General features: G+C 59.1%; 17 protein-coding genes. 9 read left to right on the forward strand and 8 right to left on the reverse strand.

Features of this window, described 5'->3' with window-relative positions; translation table 11 throughout:
• Positions 1 to 3: 3 nt before the first annotated feature.
• On the reverse strand, positions 4 to 768 hold the full coding sequence (gene djlA / locus NAT21_RS11135; RefSeq protein WP_250938432.1) for a co-chaperone DjlA: 765 nt from the start codon (positions 766 to 768) through the stop codon (positions 4 to 6).
• 144 nt (positions 769 to 912) lie between these two features.
• Here djlA and NAT21_RS11140 point away from each other — a divergent pair, with 144 nt between their 5' ends.
• A complete protein-coding gene (locus NAT21_RS11140) occupies positions 913 to 1185 on the forward strand; it encodes a DksA/TraR family C4-type zinc finger protein (RefSeq protein ID WP_250938433.1) in 273 nt (90 codons plus the stop codon).
• Positions 1186 to 1310: 125 nt separating this feature from the next.
• On the forward strand, positions 1311 to 2414 hold the full coding sequence (locus NAT21_RS11145) for an alkene reductase (protein WP_250938434.1): 1104 nt from the start codon (positions 1311 to 1313) through the stop codon (positions 2412 to 2414).
• 167 nt (positions 2415 to 2581) lie between these two features.
• Here the strand turns inward: NAT21_RS11145 and fdhA are convergent, their stop codons facing one another.
• Positions 2582 to 3775 carry a formaldehyde dehydrogenase, glutathione-independent gene (gene fdhA / locus NAT21_RS11150; RefSeq protein ID WP_250938435.1) on the reverse strand — a complete coding sequence of 398 codons (1194 nt, stop codon included), beginning with the start codon at positions 3773 to 3775 and terminating at the stop codon, positions 2582 to 2584.
• 296 nt (positions 3776 to 4071) lie between these two features.
• On the opposite strand from fdhA, the gene NAT21_RS11155 reads away from it, so the two are divergent.
• The 3 genes from NAT21_RS11155 (at position 4072) to selD (ending at position 7176) form a co-directional block, all read left to right on the forward strand.
• Complete coding sequence (locus tag NAT21_RS11155; protein ID WP_250938436.1) at positions 4072 to 4524, forward strand: copper resistance protein NlpE N-terminal domain-containing protein; 453 nt, start codon at positions 4072 to 4074, stop codon at positions 4522 to 4524.
• Positions 4525 to 4613: 89 nt separating this feature from the next.
• Complete coding sequence (gene radA, locus NAT21_RS11160) at positions 4614 to 5999, forward strand: DNA repair protein RadA (protein ID WP_250938437.1); 1386 nt, start codon at positions 4614 to 4616, stop codon at positions 5997 to 5999.
• 136 nt (positions 6000 to 6135) lie between these two features.
• Complete coding sequence (gene selD / locus NAT21_RS11165; RefSeq protein WP_250938439.1) at positions 6136 to 7176, forward strand: selenide, water dikinase SelD; 1041 nt, start codon at positions 6136 to 6138, stop codon at positions 7174 to 7176.
• Between the two features lie 58 nt (positions 7177 to 7234).
• On the opposite strand, the gene NAT21_RS11170 is transcribed toward selD, so the two are convergent.
• Positions 7235 to 7915 carry a type 1 glutamine amidotransferase gene (locus NAT21_RS11170; RefSeq protein ID WP_250938441.1) on the reverse strand — a complete coding sequence of 227 codons (681 nt, stop codon included), beginning with the start codon at positions 7913 to 7915 and terminating at the stop codon, positions 7235 to 7237.
• 52 nt (positions 7916 to 7967) lie between these two features.
• On the opposite strand from NAT21_RS11170, the gene NAT21_RS11175 reads away from it, so the two are divergent.
• A complete protein-coding gene (locus NAT21_RS11175; RefSeq protein ID WP_265896759.1) occupies positions 7968 to 8261 on the forward strand; it encodes an MGMT family protein in 294 nt (97 codons plus the stop codon).
• 26 nt (positions 8262 to 8287) lie between these two features.
• On the opposite strand, the gene NAT21_RS11180 is transcribed toward NAT21_RS11175, so the two are convergent.
• Positions 8288 to 8650, reverse strand: coding sequence for a gamma-glutamylcyclotransferase family protein (locus NAT21_RS11180; RefSeq protein WP_250938445.1), 363 nt, complete (start codon positions 8648 to 8650; stop codon positions 8288 to 8290).
• Between the two features lie 89 nt (positions 8651 to 8739).
• Here NAT21_RS11180 and NAT21_RS11185 point away from each other — a divergent pair, with 89 nt between their 5' ends.
• Positions 8740 to 9342, forward strand: coding sequence for a YjaG family protein (locus NAT21_RS11185; protein ID WP_250938447.1), 603 nt, complete (start codon positions 8740 to 8742; stop codon positions 9340 to 9342).
• Positions 9343 to 9360: 18 nt separating this feature from the next.
• On the opposite strand, the gene hisF is transcribed toward NAT21_RS11185, so the two are convergent.
• The 4 genes from hisF to hisB form a co-directional block, all read right to left on the reverse strand.
• Positions 9361 to 10134 carry an imidazole glycerol phosphate synthase subunit HisF gene (hisF, locus tag NAT21_RS11190; RefSeq protein ID WP_250938450.1) on the reverse strand — a complete coding sequence of 258 codons (774 nt, stop codon included), beginning with the start codon at positions 10132 to 10134 and terminating at the stop codon, positions 9361 to 9363.
• Positions 10131 to 10889, reverse strand: a complete 759-nt coding sequence (gene hisA / locus NAT21_RS11195) for a 1-(5-phosphoribosyl)-5-[(5-phosphoribosylamino)methylideneamino]imidazole-4-carboxamide isomerase (RefSeq protein WP_250938452.1) — start codon at positions 10887 to 10889, stop codon at positions 10131 to 10133. The genes hisF and hisA overlap by 4 nt, the downstream gene beginning before the upstream one ends.
• A 70-nt stretch (positions 10890 to 10959) precedes the next feature.
• Positions 10960 to 11601 (reverse strand): imidazole glycerol phosphate synthase subunit HisH, encoded by a 642-nt coding sequence (gene hisH / locus NAT21_RS11200; RefSeq protein WP_250938455.1) that lies wholly within the window; start codon positions 11599 to 11601, stop codon positions 10960 to 10962.
• Positions 11602 to 11636: 35 nt separating this feature from the next.
• Entirely contained in the window at positions 11637 to 12230 is a 594-nt protein-coding gene (gene hisB / locus NAT21_RS11205; RefSeq protein ID WP_284732788.1) for an imidazoleglycerol-phosphate dehydratase HisB, read from the reverse strand.
• Positions 12231 to 12553: 323 nt separating this feature from the next.
• On the opposite strand from hisB, the gene NAT21_RS11210 reads away from it, so the two are divergent.
• Together NAT21_RS11210 and mutY are read left to right on the forward strand one after the other, a co-directional pair.
• Complete coding sequence (locus NAT21_RS11210; RefSeq protein ID WP_250938459.1) at positions 12554 to 14887, forward strand: AsmA family protein; 2334 nt, start codon at positions 12554 to 12556, stop codon at positions 14885 to 14887.
• A 110-nt stretch (positions 14888 to 14997) separates the two neighbouring features.
• Entirely contained in the window at positions 14998 to 16068 is a 1071-nt protein-coding gene (gene mutY / locus NAT21_RS11215) for an A/G-specific adenine glycosylase (protein ID WP_250938460.1), read from the forward strand.
• Positions 16069 to 16075: the final 7 nt, after the last annotated feature.

Genomic DNA, 16075 nt, shown 5'->3' on the forward strand with positions numbered 1-16075 from the left:
GCCTCAATCGTTGCCGCGGGCCGTCCGGATGCGCTCGTAGGCATTGCCGATTTCGCTGGTACGGGCCTGGGCGACTTCACGCATGCTGTCCGGCAGCCCCTTGCCGGCCAGCTTGTCCGGGTGGTTCTGGCTCATCAACCGGCGATAGGCCTTCTTGACCTCGGCGTCACTGGCATCCTCTTCCACACCCAGCACACGGTAAGCATCCCTGAGCGCTTCCGCCGATGCTTCGGGGGACTGCTCCCTGGCGCCATGCAGCATGGCTTCGATCTGCTGGACTTCCGCATCGCTGCAGCCTACTCCCCGTGCGACCCGCAGAATCATTTCCTGCTCGTTGGGATGCAGGACACCGTCAGCCGCAATGGCCGACAGCTGCACCTGCAGAAAGACCTGCCGCAGTACCGGCTGGCTTTGTGTCAGTCGCTTGATATCTGCCAGGTCCGCGTCGAGATCAAAGGTATCGGCGCGGCCCCGCTCGAAGGACGCTTTGGCCTGGGCGCGCTGCTCGCCCTGAAGGCGAAACTGGTCAAAGAGCTTTTCGACGGCGCTCAGTTCACCATCGGTGACCTCGCCATCGGCCTGGCAAAGACATCCCATGACCGCAAAGGTGGAATCAAGGTAACGGCCCTGTATCTGCTGGCGGGCCTTGATCAGGCGCTGTCGCACGTAGCGTCCGATGGCACCGCCGATCAGGCCGCCAATCAACAGGCCCCAGAAGCCGCCGAAGGCGTAGCCGATAAGGCCAAAAATGATAACCAGTAAGAGCATGGCAATTCCAATAGTCGATGAGACGAAAAATGAGTCAGGCTTGTTTTGTTCAACTATACCCTGGGAGACAACCTTACGGGCAGGGTCGTCTAGACTGAATGGTCATTACAGCCATCATGCAGGTGGAAGAAGGAGGGTGTGATCATGGCCGGAGGATGGGCAAGGGATGGTGCCGTACAGGACCAGATCGACAGCACGGTCGAAGATGGCGTGCAGGAGGCAAGGCAGCGCCTTGAGCAGCAGCGTGGGCCGAGCCTGGAGTATTGCGAGGAGTGCGAGGAGCCCATCGCGCAGGCGCGCCGCGAAGCAGTGCCCGGCGTGCGGCTGTGTATCGACTGCCAGACAGCGGCTGATAAACGCCCTCGGAACCGGGCAGGATTCAATCGGCGTGGCAGCAAGGATAGCCAGCTGCGCTAGGGCTATCCGGCAGGGATGGTGACGTGCAGACAGCCGATGACGTTATATGAGCAGGGCTGCATTTGATAAGTCTGCTAACTACTACCATGCTGGGGATAGTGACTTTTCGAACGCAAGGAGGCCTCGTGGCTCACGATATACTGTTTACTCCGGTTCAGGTGGGTGACCTGACCCTGTCCAACCGGGTGCTGATGGCGCCCCTGACGCGTGCACGTACGCCGGATACCATTCCGGGCCCGCTGCAGGAAACCTATTATGGTCAGCGCGCTGGCGCGGGGTTGATCATCAGTGAAGCGACCAACATTTCGCCGACTGCTGTCGGGTACGTGTACACCCCGGGCATCTGGACCGATGCTCAGGAAGCAGGCTGGAAAGGCGTGGTGGAAGCAGTACATGCCAAGGGTGGCCAGATTGCCATGCAGCTGTGGCACGTGGGGCGCGTTTCACATACCAGTGTGCAGCCGAATAATCAGGCACCTCTGGCGCCCAGTGCCCTGCGTGGCGAGGGGGCTCAGGCCTTCATCGAATTCGAGGATGGTTCTTCCGGCCGAGAGCCCGCCAGTACCCCCAGGGCGATCGAGACGGATGAAATTCCCGCGTTGATCGATGAGTACCGCCAGGCGGCCGTACGGGCCAAACGGGCCGGGTTTGATATGGTCGAAGTACATGCTGCCAATGCTTACCTGCTGCAGCAGTTCATGGCCACCGGTTCGAATCAGCGTACTGACCAGTACGGCGGTTCCATCGAAAACCGGGCGCGTCTGCCTCTCGAGGTTGTGGACGCGGTCAGTGAGGTCTTCGGACCGGGACGCGTTGGCATTCGTCTGTCGCCGTTCATCGAGATATTCGGCCTGACCGACGAGCAGCCTGAAGAAATGGCGTTTTACATGGCGGAAGAGGTCAATCGTCGTGGCATTGCCTATCTGCACATCAACGAGCCTGACTGGGCGGGTGATGATATCCATCTGACCGATGAATTCCGTCAGGCCATGCGGGATCGTTTCAGTCGTGGTGCATTGTTCTTCTGCGGTCACTACACGGCCGAGCGGGCAGACGATACGATTACGCGCGGCATCGCCGATGCTGCTGTCTTTGGTCGGCCGTTCATCGCCAATCCGGATCTGCCGGAGCGCTTCCGTCGCGAGGCGTCGCTGACCGAGCCGGATCCGGAGACCTTCTACGGCGGTGCCGAGAAGGGCTATACCGATTATCCATTCCTGATCGAGTAAGCGCCTCGCATGAAAAGAGCACCCGGGCCTGTCCCGGGTGCCTTGCTCCGGGCGTTACCTGCTGGAAATATTGCTCAAGTGTGCGGTTGCCCTGCGTTTTCCGCCACAATGAAAAAAGGCGACACACTGTGTCGCCTTTCATTATGCATCGGTACTGCAGCTCAGGTTCAGGCAAGCTGGCCGTGCGGGTCGATGACAAACTTCTGTGCCGCGCCGCCGTCAAAGGCAGCATAGCCCTTGGGTGCATCATCCAGCGAGATGGTCTGTACGTTGACCGCCTTGCCGATGGGAGCACGGTCACGCAGGATGGCCTGCATCAGCTGACGCTGATAGCGCATGGCTGGCGTCTGGCCCGTGTGGAACGACATGGCCTTGGCCCAGCCGAGACCAAACTTCATCGAGATGTTGCCGTGTCTGGCTTCTTCCGTGGAAGCGCCCGGATCTTCGGTGACATAAAGGCCCGGGATACCGACCTGGCCACCCGGCTGCGTGATTTCCATGGTGGCATTAAGCACTGTTGCCGGCTGTTCATGGCTGTGGTTATGCCCATGACAGTTGGCTTCAAAGCCTACGGCATCGACAGCACAGTCGACTTCCGGTACGCCGAGGATGCCTTCGATCAGCTCGGACATGCTGGCGTCCTGCTTGAGATCGAGGCCTTCACAACCGAAGCTGCGTGCCTGATCAAGGCGTTTTTCGTTCATGTCGCCCACGATGACGCAGGAGGCGCCCAGCAGTTGTGCGGACATGGCCGCTGCCAGACCGACCGGGCCTGCGCCGGCGATATAAACCGTTGAACCAGGACGAACGCCGGCCATGTAGCAGCCGTGGAAGCCTGTCGGGAAAATATCCGACAGCATGGTCAGGTCAAGGATCTTCTCCATGGCCTGTTCCTTGTCCGGGAACACCAGCAGCTGGAAGTCGGCATAGGGCACCATGACGTATTCGGCCTGACCACCCACCCAGCCCCCCATGTCGACGTAGCCGTAGGCACCGCCGGCACGATCGCCATTAACATTCAGACAGATATGCGTATCGCCACGCTTGCAGGTACGGCAGCGGCCGCAGGCCACGTTGAACGGTACGGAAACGATGTCGCCCTTTTTGACAAATTCGACGTCACGCCCGCATTCGATAACCTCGCCGGTAATCTCGTGCCCAAGTACCAGCCCTTCAGGGGCGGTAGTACGGCCGCGAACCATGTGCTGATCGCTGCCACAGATGTTTGTTGTCAATACCTTCAAGATGACGCCGTGATGGCATTGCCGATTGCCAAGGGCCAGTTCGGGAAAGGGAATGGACTCAACATTGACCTTGCCCGCGCCGCGGTAAACCACTCCGCGATTGGCATGTGAAGACATGGCGTGCACTCCTTGTTCTGTGTGATAAGTCCCGGCCGAGATACGGCGAGGCTGAGTCAGCATAGGGGGGTATGGAGGAGTGGCGTGTCCTTCAACGGCATTTAATGTAGTAAAAGCGACCTCGTGAGACTAAAGATTTGGCGAATATGCCGTTTTAATCCTGTTCTGCGTTACAGCCTGCATTGAAATGTGACGCATCCGTGCCAGGGGGTGGCCTGGTTATGCTACTTGCCGCTATGCTGTAGGGCCGACCGGTCGCCTTGCGGCCCGTTAATCCAATCAGCAGGAGAGAGTTCATGCAAATCAGGACGTTGCTGGCCGGTGTCGCAATGACTGCCGCGCTCGCCGGGTGTGCTACTTCAGGCTCCCAGGCACCTGACAGCCAGAAACCGGCCGCTCAGACTGCCGAATACAAGGGTACGCTGCCGTGCCGCAACTGCGATGGCATCGACCTGACCGTTGACCTGACCGGTACCGATCAGGCGCAGCCGGCAGATCGCACCTTTACGCTTGAAGCCGAGTACGTCAATCATCCCCAGAACCCGCCTGCAGAACATTACGAAGGCAACTGGGATGTCATGACCGGTACGCCGGCGGACGACAAGGCAACAGTGTATGAACTGACACCCAATGGTGAAGGTCAGGTCTATTACTTCCAGCGCATCGACCCGCAGACGCTTGAACTGATCGACCCGCAGCTTCGCCGGTTTGAAAATGGCCAGGCGTTGCAGCTTAAAAAACAGCCATAAGCCGGGCTCGTTGAACAGGAGGCGCCCATGGGCGCCTTTTTTATGTGCCGGGTTTGACCCGGACAGGTAGACACGACAAGAGAGCAGCAATGGCCAAAGCCAAAAGTGCCTTTGTCTGCACCGAGTGCGGCGCAGACTACTCCAAATGGCAGGGGCAGTGCTCGAACTGCCGGGAGTGGAATACCCTGACCGAGGTGCGCCTTTCCTCGCCGGCCCGACCGGGCAGTGGTGGCAGTGCAGGTGGAAGTACTGCGCGCCAGGGTTATGCCGGACTGGTAACCCCCAGTGTCACGGACCTGGGCGAGGTGGACCTGACGGAAGTGCCCCGGTTCAGCTCGACGTTCGGCGAGTTTGATCGGGTTCTTGGCGGCGGACTGGTGCCGGGGTCGGCGGTACTGCTGGGCGGTAGCCCCGGTGCCGGCAAGTCAACCCTGTTGCTGCAGGTGGCCTGTGCACTGGCGCAACAGAAAAAGGTGCTGTACGTCACCGGCGAGGAGTCCCTTTCCCAGGTGGCCATGCGTGCCAACCGTCTCAGACTGCCTACCCAGGGGCTCAGGATGCTGGGTGAAACCAGTGTCGAAACCGTGCTGGCTACAGCGCAGAAGGAGCAGCCGGCAGTACTGATCATCGATTCCATCCAGACCATGCACCTGGAGGATATTGCATCGGCGCCGGGTGGTGTGGCTCAGGTACGGGAATCTGCTGCGGCCCTGACCCGTTTTGCCAAGCAGAGCAATACCGTCCTGTTGCTGGTGGGGCATGTTACCAAGGACGGCACTCTGGCCGGCCCAAAGGTGCTGGAACACATGATTGATGCGTCACTGTTGCTGGAGGGGGACACCGATTCGCGCTTTCGGACCTTGCGAGGCCAGAAGAACCGGTTTGGCGCCGTCAACGAGCTGGGCGTATTTGCGATGCTTGAGCACGGCCTGAAGGAAGTGACCAATCCCAGTGCGATCTTTCTGTCACGTCAGGAGGAGCAGGCGCCCGGTAGCGTCGTCATGGTGGTATGGGAAGGTACCCGACCACTGCTGGTCGAGGTACAGGCCCTGCTGGACGAATCTTCGCTGGGCAACCCGCGACGTGTGGCCGTGGGGATGGATGGCCAGCGTCTGGCCATGCTGCTGGCGGTGCTGCACAGGCATGGCGGGTTGTTTACCGGTGATCAGGATGTCTTCGTCAATGTGGTCGGCGGGGTCAAGGTGCTTGAAACCAGCGCAGACCTTGCCGTACTGCTGGCCATTGTCTCGAGCCTTCGCAACACGCCGCTGCCACGGGAGCTGGTGGTATTTGGTGAGGTTGGGCTCTCTGGAGAGATTCGTCCGGTACCCAGTGGTCAGGAACGGTTGATTGAAGCTGCCAAGCATGGCTTCACACGAGCCATTGCGCCGCGGGCGAATATACCCAGAAAGTCCCCCGAGGGCATGGAGGTGGTGGCTGTCGAGAAACTGATGCAGGCCCTTGATGCACTCTAGGGTCACTAATCGACCGCCCTGCGCTAGACTCGAAGTACGATCACCGGCCACGGCCCATGATCATCGTTTATGACGTCAGAATATATTGTAAAAGGGCCTGCCCGGCTCTGAACCATTGCTTATACAGGGATGTGCCATGACTTCCATTCGTTTGACCCAGTACAGCCGTCATGCCGGCAGCGACTGCAAGGTTGCCTCGGATGTACTCGACTCCATTCTGGCCAACGCGGGGCCGGGTGCCATCAATAACCGACTGGTTGTTGGCAATCAGGACCACGAAGACGCCGCTGTCTATGACCTTGGTAATGGTCAGGGGCTGATATCCACCACGGATTTTTTCATGCCCATGGTGGATGATCCCTTCGATTTCGGGCGGGTAGCTGCCACCAACGCCATGAGTGACGTGTTCGCCATGGGTGGCAAGCCGTTCATGGCACTCGGTATTCTGGGTTGGCCGGTCGATGTATTACCGGCTCGTGCTGCGGGCGATGTGGTTGCCGGTGCACAGGCAGTATGTCGTGAGCTGGGCGTGGCACTGGCGGGTGGGCACTCGATTGATACCAGCGAGCCCATGTTCGGGCTGGCAGTCAGCGGGATGGTGCCGCTTGAGCACATGAAGCGCAATATCGGTGCGCGTCCTGGTGACAAGCTCTATCTGACCAAGCCGATCGGCGTGGGGCTTTTGAACGAGGCCGGTCGCAAGGGCAAGCTGGATCCGGAGCATCATGGCTTTGCTACCGAGACCATGCTACGCCCCAACGTCATTGGTGCGGCACTTTCCCGGATCAAGGGTGTGAATGCCATGACGGATGTGTCCGGGTTCGGGCTGGCCGGCCATCTGTATGAAATGTGTCATGGCAGTGGTGTGCATGCCCGTATCGAGTTCAGTCGTATCGGCCGGCTCAGGGTGGCAGAAGGATACCGTCGGCAGGGGCTTGTTCCGGAGTCCACGGCACGCAATTTCAAGGCGCTGGGGTCGGCCCTTCACCCCATGGATGATGCCCACTGGCAGTGGCTGTGTGATCCGCAGACGTCAGGCGGCCTGCTCATCGCGGTAGACCCGGCCTGGGATGATGATGTTGAACGTGCGGGACGTGAATTCGGATTGACCCTGACGCCATTTGGCGAATGCACCGCGGCCCGTGACAACGAGCCGGTATTGCGGGTGATGGGATAACGGAACCGGAAGGGGCTCTGCCATGCATGCACCTGTAGGCATGGCAGGGGCCGGATGGTCAGTCGACCGATTCGGTCCAGGCCACCATGATCCTGTCCAGAAGCGGGGCAAGGTGATCAAAGAGGCGAGGCTGCTCCAGTGCGGTAGCCTCGTCCTGACTGGACAAGCCTTCCGGCAAGGTAAGGGCGGCATAGTGTGCCTGTGCCCAGGCTTGAGTGGCCTCGATATGGCCTTGCAGGGCAATGACCCGATTATCGTCCCAGCTGAAGCCCTGAACAGGGCAGGCGGCGCTGTGGCCTATGGGCGCGCAGTCATCCGGCAGTCCGAAAATTCGTGTATGCCATTGAAACAGGCAAAAGGCTGGAGGCAGGGCCAGCTCGGCCTCGTCGCTGCGCGTAATATCATGCCAGCCGATTTCCGCTCGGGGGGCCCGTGATACCACGGCTCCCATCGCATCAGCGATCAGTTCCGCTCCCAGCCCAACACCCATCAGTGGTTTGCTGCTTTTAAGCAGGCGATCGATCAGCTTGCGCTCTCGCTTGAGCCAGGGATGGCTTTCATCATCATGCGGACCCATGGGGCCGCCCAGAACAATCAACCCGTCAACATCTTCCGGGCGCGGGGGAACTTCGCCGCGATGCAGGGCGCAAATGTTGTAGCTATGGCCCATGCCGGTCAGCCAGTCGGCCAGACGGGCGGGCGTGCCATAATCACTGTGCTGTAAAAAGTAGATATGCATATGATAGGCCCATGATGAATAACCCACTGGCAGACAGCCAGCAGGAGGTCATGTGAAAGATGAGGTAAAAGAACAGGTTACTACGATAATGGCTCAAATCCCGCCTGGTCGGGTGACTACCTACGGTACCATCGCCGGCATGACGGACGGGGCGACGCCCCGCTACGTTGCCTGGGTGCTTCGAAGCCTGCCGTCGGATCACGTACTGCCCTGGTTCCGTATCGTGCGTGCCGGGGGCGTGCTGGCTGACCACAGTGGTGCTGCCGTTCAGCATGAACGGCTTCGGGCCGAGGGGGTGGTGTTTGATGAGCGTGGCCGGATTCCAACGCACTTTTTCTGGCCCTGATTCTGAACAGCACTGGCCGGCTGCGTTCATCGGCGCTGCCTTGCTCGCCAGGCAAGCCAGTCGCCGTGAGGCAGGGCCACGGCATCCATGGGGACTGGATCGAGCGCGTAATACCATGCTTCGCCATACGGGGTGACGAGTTCGGCGCGATGCAGGGGGTGGGTGTTGATCAGCGCCTCATCCAGTGCGTTCAGGTGCGAGTAAGTGAGAGAGTAGACTTCTCCATCAATGGGGGTCGTGCCTTCCGGCGACAGGCCCACCCCGCAGGTTGTTTCCAGAAGGGTAAAGGAAGTGGTGGTACGGTGGTGCCCCAGTAGCCGAGCACCATCGAGCAGGTGGTGCAATGGGGCGGTTCGCAGCAGATGAGCGTAGACAAACAGTCGCGGCATGACCCCTGTCCTCAAGCCTGGAGTTCGAGCCTTTCAAGCTAGCACACTCAGTGTATGATGACGTTTTTCTACCATCAGGAGAATGGCGCATGAGGTTTCCGGATTCCGCAACGCGTACGCGTATTCTGGCCCTGAGTGCCGATCAGGCCCTTGGCGTGGCGGCAGGGATGACCGAGCGGATGCTGCCCAATTATGTCTTGTACGCCGACGTCAGCGGTACCGGAGACGCTGCTCGTATCCGTGTCATGATTGACCTGATCTGGGAACAGCTGGGCCCCAGCCGTGCCACGATCGACTTTGAGCGCCAGGCGGAAAAACTGGTGGCGCTGGAACCGGATACTGACAGGGATGAGAGTTTTGGTGCACGGCTTGCCCTGGATGTCACCATGGCGCTGGCCAGTTGTTTCGACGGGTTGCAGAAGGCCGAGCCGCATCAGACAGCGCTGGAGGCACTGCGGCTGTCCGCAGGCGGAGTAGCGCGATTCATCGAGTACAGCGAAGGGGAGTCCGAGGATGATTCGCTGGATGAGCATCCGCTGATGGTGGATGAAACCGGATTCGCCGAGGCCTTGATCGAAGCCGTCGAGGAGATCCGGTTTGACCGTGAGGGACTCAAGCGTCTGCGCCGGCTGGCCCGTAATCAGGGGGTCAGCAACATCGGCCTCTCGCTCGATGATGATACCCCGGCCTGATGCCGGGGTAGAAACGCACTACAGGCGGACTTCGATGCCCTGTGCTGCCATGTGGCGTTTTGCATCTTCCACGGTATGCTCACCGAAGTGGAAAATGCTGGCGGCCAGCACGGCATCAGCGCCGCCTTCCTTGACGCCGGCCACCAGATCATCCAGTGATCCGACGCCGCCGGAAGCAATGACCGGTACGGTGACGGCGTCACTGATGGCTCGTGTCATCTCAAGGTTGAACCCCTGACGGGTGCCATCTCGATCCATGCTGGTCAGCAGTATTTCGCCAGCGCCATAATCGACCATCCTGCGAGCCCATTCCACGGCATCCAGCCCCGTGGTGTTACGCCCGCCGTGGGTAAAGATTTCCCACTTGAGCGGCTCTCCCGGTGCACTGACCTGCTTGGCATCGATGGCGACCACGATGCATTGGCTGCCGAACCGCTGTGATGCCTCGTAGACAAAATCCGGGTTGGTAACGGCTGTGGTATTGATCGAGATCTTGTCTGCGCCGGCGTTGAGCAGGGCACGAATATCGTCGCAGGTGCGTATGCCACCACCCACCGTCAGCGGGATAAAGACTTCTCCGGCGATATGGCTGACCATTTCAAGGGTTGTGCCGCGGCCTTCGTGGCTGGCGGTAATATCGAGAAACGTGATTTCGTCAGCATTCTGCTCGTTGTAGCGCCGGGCGATCTCGACCGGATCGCCGGCATCCCGTATGCCGACAAAGTTGATGCCCTTGACCACTCGACCGCGGTCTACATCAAGACAGGGGATAATGCGTTTGGCCAGTGTCATGAGGTTTCCTTCGAGGTGTCATCTGTAGACGCGTCGCACAGGGCCTGGGCTTCACGCACATCAAGTGAGCCTTCATAGATGGCGCGGCCGGTGATCGCGCCCAGCAGGCCCTGATCGGCAACGGCAGCCAGGCCTCGGATATCATCCATGTTGGTCACTCCGCCGGACGCGATCACGGGCACGCCGCCTTCTCTTGCCAGGGCGACGGTGGCTTCGATATTGACCCCCTGCATCATGCCATCGCGAGCTATGTCGGTGTAGACAATGCTTTCAACGCCGTCATGGGCAAAGCGTCTGGCCAGTTCGGTGGCCTTGATGGTGGATACTTCGGCCCATCCATCGGTGGCAACAAAGCCGTCCCGCGCGTCCAGGCCGACAATGATACGGCCGGGGAACTCACGGCACATGTCGGTCACGAAGTCAGGATCCTTGACTGCCTTGGTGCCAATGATGACGTAACTGACGCCAGCGTCCAGATAGTACTGAATGGTTTCCCGCGAGCGAATACCACCGCCGATCTGTATCGGCAGGTCCGGATAGGCTCGGGCAATGGCCGTCACGGCATCGCCATTGACGGGGCGGCCTTCAAAGGCCCCGTTGAGATCCACCAGATGCAGACGTCGTGCACCGGCCTCCACCCAGCGCCTGGCCATGGCTACGGGGTCAGCGCCGTAATCGGTCGCGTCGTCCATGCGGCCCTGTTTCAGGCGAACGCAGTGGCCGTCTTTCAAATCAATGGCAGGTATGACCAGCATGTGTGTCCCTTTTATCGTTGTGGCAAGTGCAGCAGATGGTGGCGAAACGGCATGACTCGGCGTCGGCTCCTCAGGGTGACCATTCGACAAAGTTGGCCAGAAGCTTCAGACCCGCTGCTGCGCTTTTTTCCGGATGAAACTGTACGGCAAAAACGGCGTCCCGGCCGGTCGCGATGTGAGCGGTATGGTGCCCATAGGTGGTCGTGCCGAAGACATCGGCATGCTGCTCGGCAGCTACAAAGTAGCTGTGGACAAAATAGAATCGCTCGCCGGCCGGAATGCCTTCCCACAGTGGGTGCATATGTGTCTGATCAACACGATTCCAGCCCATGTGCGGAACCTTGAGGCGCTGACCATCTGCATCGGTCATGTCGGTCGCAAAGTGCTTTACTGATCCGGGCAGGTAATTCAGGCAGCGTACTCCGCCGTTTTCCTCGCTTCGGGTCATCAGCATCTGCTGACCGACGCAAATACCCAGAAACGGTTTGTCGCCATCGGCCAGCAGCGTATTGACCAGGCCCTTGAGTTCAGCGCGTTCCAGCTCGCTCATGCAGTCGCGAATGGCGCCCTGGCCTGGCAGTACCACCCGGGTAGCGCCCTTGATGGCTCGAGGGTCACGCGTAATGGTGACGCGCTCCTCACCTACATGTTCCAGCGCCTTGGCGACAGAGTGCAGATTGCCCATTCCATAATCGATGACGGCGATGGTCATGTGTTCTCCCGATTCGTCACGGCTGAAAAGCGGTGTTAAAGACTGCCCTTGGTGGAGGCAATGCGCCCGGTCATGCGGGGGTCGTGTTCGGCTGCCATGCGCAGGGCCCGGCCAAAGGCCTTGAAGATGGTTTCAACCTGATGATGGGCATTATGGCCTTTCAGGTTGTCAATGTGCACCGTGGCACGCGCATGGTTTGCAAATCCCTGAAAGAACTCGGATACCAGTTGGGTGTCGAATCGTCCGATGGTTGCGCGGGTAAACTCGGCGTCCATGAACAGCCCGGGGCGACCGGAAAAATCGATGACAACGCGTGACAGGGCTTCATCCAGCGGTACATAGGCGTGGCCGTAACGATAGATTCCCTTTTTATCGCCCAGTGCTTCGGCGAAGGCCTGTCCCAGGGCAATCCCGGTATCTTCAACGGTATGGTGATCGTCGATGTGCAGGTCGCCGTCAGCGTGTACTTCGAGATCAATCTGACCGTGGCGTGCTACCTGATCCAGCATGTGTTCAAAAAATGGCACCCCGGTCGAGGCATCAAGTCGCCCTTCGCCGTCGAGGTTGATACGTACACGAATACGGGTTTCCGACGTGTTGCGAGTGATTTCAGCGGTACGGGCGTCCAGATCAGGGCGGGACATCGGCATCTCCGGTGGAGTGAGTAAACCAGCCTCGGCTGGATGCTGGTATGCAATAAGGATCCATTATAGAGAAGGGGCCACTGCATCCGCTACACTGGTAATCGCTGCTTCGGGGCCATGTCTGTGTGGTTTTTTGTGGTGCGTTGTAAAAAAGAACCCGGAGAGGTTCGCGCAAGGTTCAGTCTCTTGTGACATGGACGATGTTAGATGGGTAGCGCCAGGGTAAGGGACGACATGAATCGGGGTCGGTATCGGCCTGGGTGAACGCCTGTCTGCACAACAGCAGGTGATGGTAAGGGAGTTACCGTATGAAAGCTTTGTTTCGCATACTGCTGGCCGCGGTCGGTGCGCTGGCATTATTGCTTGTTTGCGGGGTGGTTTATGTCACGACCTTTCTGGACCCGAATGATCTGAAGCCGCGTCTGGCGGAGGCGGTCAAGGCCCAGACCGGGCTTGAACTCTCCCTGGATGGGCCTCTGAGCTGGTCGTTTTATCCACACCTGGGGGTCTCCATCGAGGATGCGTCGGCGCGTCTGCCGAACGCGGGGGCAGGCAGTACGCCCTTCGCTTCGGTTGAAAAGGCCGATGTTGAAGTGGATTTCTCGTCGCTGCTGGTTGGCGATGTGTCGGTTGACGGTATCAATGTCAGTGGGCTGCAGCTCGATCTTGAGCGTGACGGCACCGGACGGGGTAACTGGGAGCAGATTGTTGATCACATGGCAAAAACACGTGGCACCCTGTCCAATGACAAGGAACGCCCGAAAAAGCCTGTTTCTCCGTCAAGGGCCGCTGATCAGCCGCTGGGCATTGATATCGCGAGCCTTGCCATCAACGGCGGGCGCGTTCATTACAGCGATGCAGCCAGCGGAGCGAATTACACCCTGAGTGAGCTGGATCTCAAGGGGGCCAATGTGGTGCCGGGCCAGTTCTTCCCGCTCAGCATGGCCTTCGATCTTGAAAGTACCTCGCCGGCATTTGTGACACATGTTTCCCTGAAAAGCCGTGTCCGTGCCGATCTGGCCAATTCCAGTTACACCCTGGAGAACCTGGTGGCCAATACCACATCCCGTTATCCCGAGCTGAGCGGTGGTCGTGAGCAGTCGCTGGATCTTGCTGTTGCTCGGCTGTCGGCGGATCCGGGTCAGCAGATTTATCAGGTCGATGGCGTGAGCCTGGATGGTGAGGCGTATCTGCCCCGGAGTGGCGACCATGCCATACCCGTTGGCCTCGATTTTTCGGCACGGGCCGACCTGCAAAAGGGCACGGCATCAGTGTCGGATCTGTCGCTGACCAGTGATAACGATTTTCGGCTGGTAGGGCATCTTGCCCTTACCGGGCTCGACAAGGCGCCGGCCTATGAAGGTCAGGTGACGCTTGCCCCGTTCAATCTACGTAAATGGCTTGAGCAGCATGCAGGTGCCACGCTGGCCAGCGCCGATAATCAGGCCCTGACGCGCATTGCCCTTGATTCGCCGATCAAGGGTGACATGAACACGTTGATGCTTTCCGGGCTCGATGTGTCACTGGATGATCAGAATTTCAATGGACAGGCTGCGATGGGCCTTGATGGTCGGCGTATTGCTCTGACGCTGGCGGGTCAGTCCTTTGATCTCGACCGCTATCTTGCACCGGTTGCGGCGAAGGAGGAAAAAACTGCGTCACTGAAACATCTGCTGGTGTCACCTGCCTATGCGGCCGTGGAAGAGTCTGCGCTGGTTCCCGTGGACTGGCTGCGCCAGGCAGCCCTGAAGCTTTCCCTGTCGATCAATCAGATGACAGCCAAACAGCTTTCACTAGGCAATGTATCGCTGCTGGTAGAGGGCAGTAAGGGGCAGCATGCCCTGAAGCATCTGTCTGCGGACCTTTATGGTGGCAAGGCATTGATCAAGGGAGGGCTGGATGTACGCAAGGCCCCTATTCAGTGGCGAATGACCGATACCCTTGAGGGCGTGAAGCTGGAGCCACTGCTTGCTGATGCCCTGCAAAAGACGGCACCGATCAAGGGTACTCTGGCGATGAATGGCACGTTTACTTCACAGACCAATCAGCGTGACAGCCTTTTGAACAATCTTGATGGTCGTACGCAGTTCAAGGTCACGGATGGGGCACTGCTGGGGCAGAATCTGTCACAGCGCATGTGTCAGGTGGTAGCAGCAGTCAGCAGTAATACGTCGGCGCGCGAGTGGGCTGATAATACGCCTTTTGACGCGCTTTCAGGCACGTTCGTCATCAAAAACGGCATTGCTCACAACGATGACTTCCGGCTGGATATCCCGGGGATTCGTTTTAGTGGGGCCGGTGAGGCCAACCTGCCAACTTCCCGGTTTGACTACGCCATTAACGCCGGTTTTATCAATACTGCGGACCCGGCAGCCTGCAAGGTCAGCGACAAGTTTCAAAAGGTCGATTTTCCGCTGCACTGCCAGGGTGCCTTTTCCGATGAGCCCGGTTCCTGGTGCAGCTTTGATCGTAATGGTTTCCAGGCATCCCTTGCCGGACTGGCCGGTAGCGAAGTGAAACGCAAGCTTCAAAAAGAAGTTGAGCGCGGTCTGGGGGATAAAACCCGGCAAAAGATCAACGACAAGCTCGGAGAAGGAGCTGCTCAGGAACTAAAGAATGCCATCAATGGTCTATTTAAATGAGCAATCCTTGAAAGCCAGTCTTGAGCGCCGACCCTGTCGGCGCTTTTTTTATGTCTGTGCCATGGCCTGACATACTGTCACTCTTAACTTTCATGTGAGGATACCGCCTGATGACCGAATTGGCGGCTGATGACTTTCAGGCCCGCGTACTGGACTGGTTCGACCGACATGGCCGGACCCACCTCCCCTGGCAGCAGCAGCGCACTCCCTATCGCGTCTGGGTGTCAGAGATCATGCTGCAGCAGACCCAGGTAGCGACAGTGATCGATTACTACCACCGTTTCATGGCGCGCTTTCCGGATGTGCAGGCATTAGCCGAAGCGCCCGAGGATGAGGTGCTGCACCTCTGGACAGGGCTCGGCTATTATGCCCGAGCACGCAATCTTCATCGCGCTGCCCAGTGTGTGGTTGGCACTCATGGCGGGCACTTCCCGGTGGAAAGTGTCGAAGCCATGATGACGCTGCCTGGCATTGGCCGTTCAACTGCAGGCGCCATTATCAGCCTGTCTACCAACCAGCCTGCTCCTATCCTTGATGGTAACGTCAAACGGGTGCTGACACGCTACAGGGCCGTGGAAGGCTGGCCTGGGCAGACGGCTGTCGAGAGAAGGCTCTGGGGGCTGGCCGAGCAATTACAGCCTTCCGAGCGCGCTGCAGACTACACGCAGGCGATGATGGACCTGGGCGCCACGCTATGTACACGGAAGAGGCCTGCCTGCCTGCTCTGTCCGCTGGAGGATGCCTGTCAGGCGCATGCCGAAGGCGAGGAAGAGATGTATCCCCACAGCAAGCCCAGACGTCAGATTCCTGAACGGCAGGCCTGGTTTGCATTGCTTCATGACAGGAATGGCCGGGTGCTTCTTGAAAAACGGCCGGCAAGGGGGTTGTGGGGCGGTTTGTGGAGTCTGCCCCAGTTTGATTCGCTGGAGGCATTATCGGCGTGGCAGGAGGCCTTGCCGGGCGATACAGGCCGCCTCGCATTCTGGACTCCCTTTGTTCATGTGTTCAGCCACTTCAGATTGACGATTACCCCTTGCCCGATACGCTGGGAGGGTGGCTCTGATGTCCTGCGAGGTGATGAACAGGACTGGTATGATCCAGCCTCACCTGCCACCCTCGGGTTGGCCGCGCCGGTCAAGGCACTGCTGGCGCAATGCGACTTTGCAAATTCTCAAGGATAAGGGACGG

The organism is Larsenimonas rhizosphaerae (assembly GCF_023700005.1).
GTDB lineage: Bacteria > Pseudomonadota > Gammaproteobacteria > Pseudomonadales > Halomonadaceae > Larsenimonas > Larsenimonas rhizosphaerae.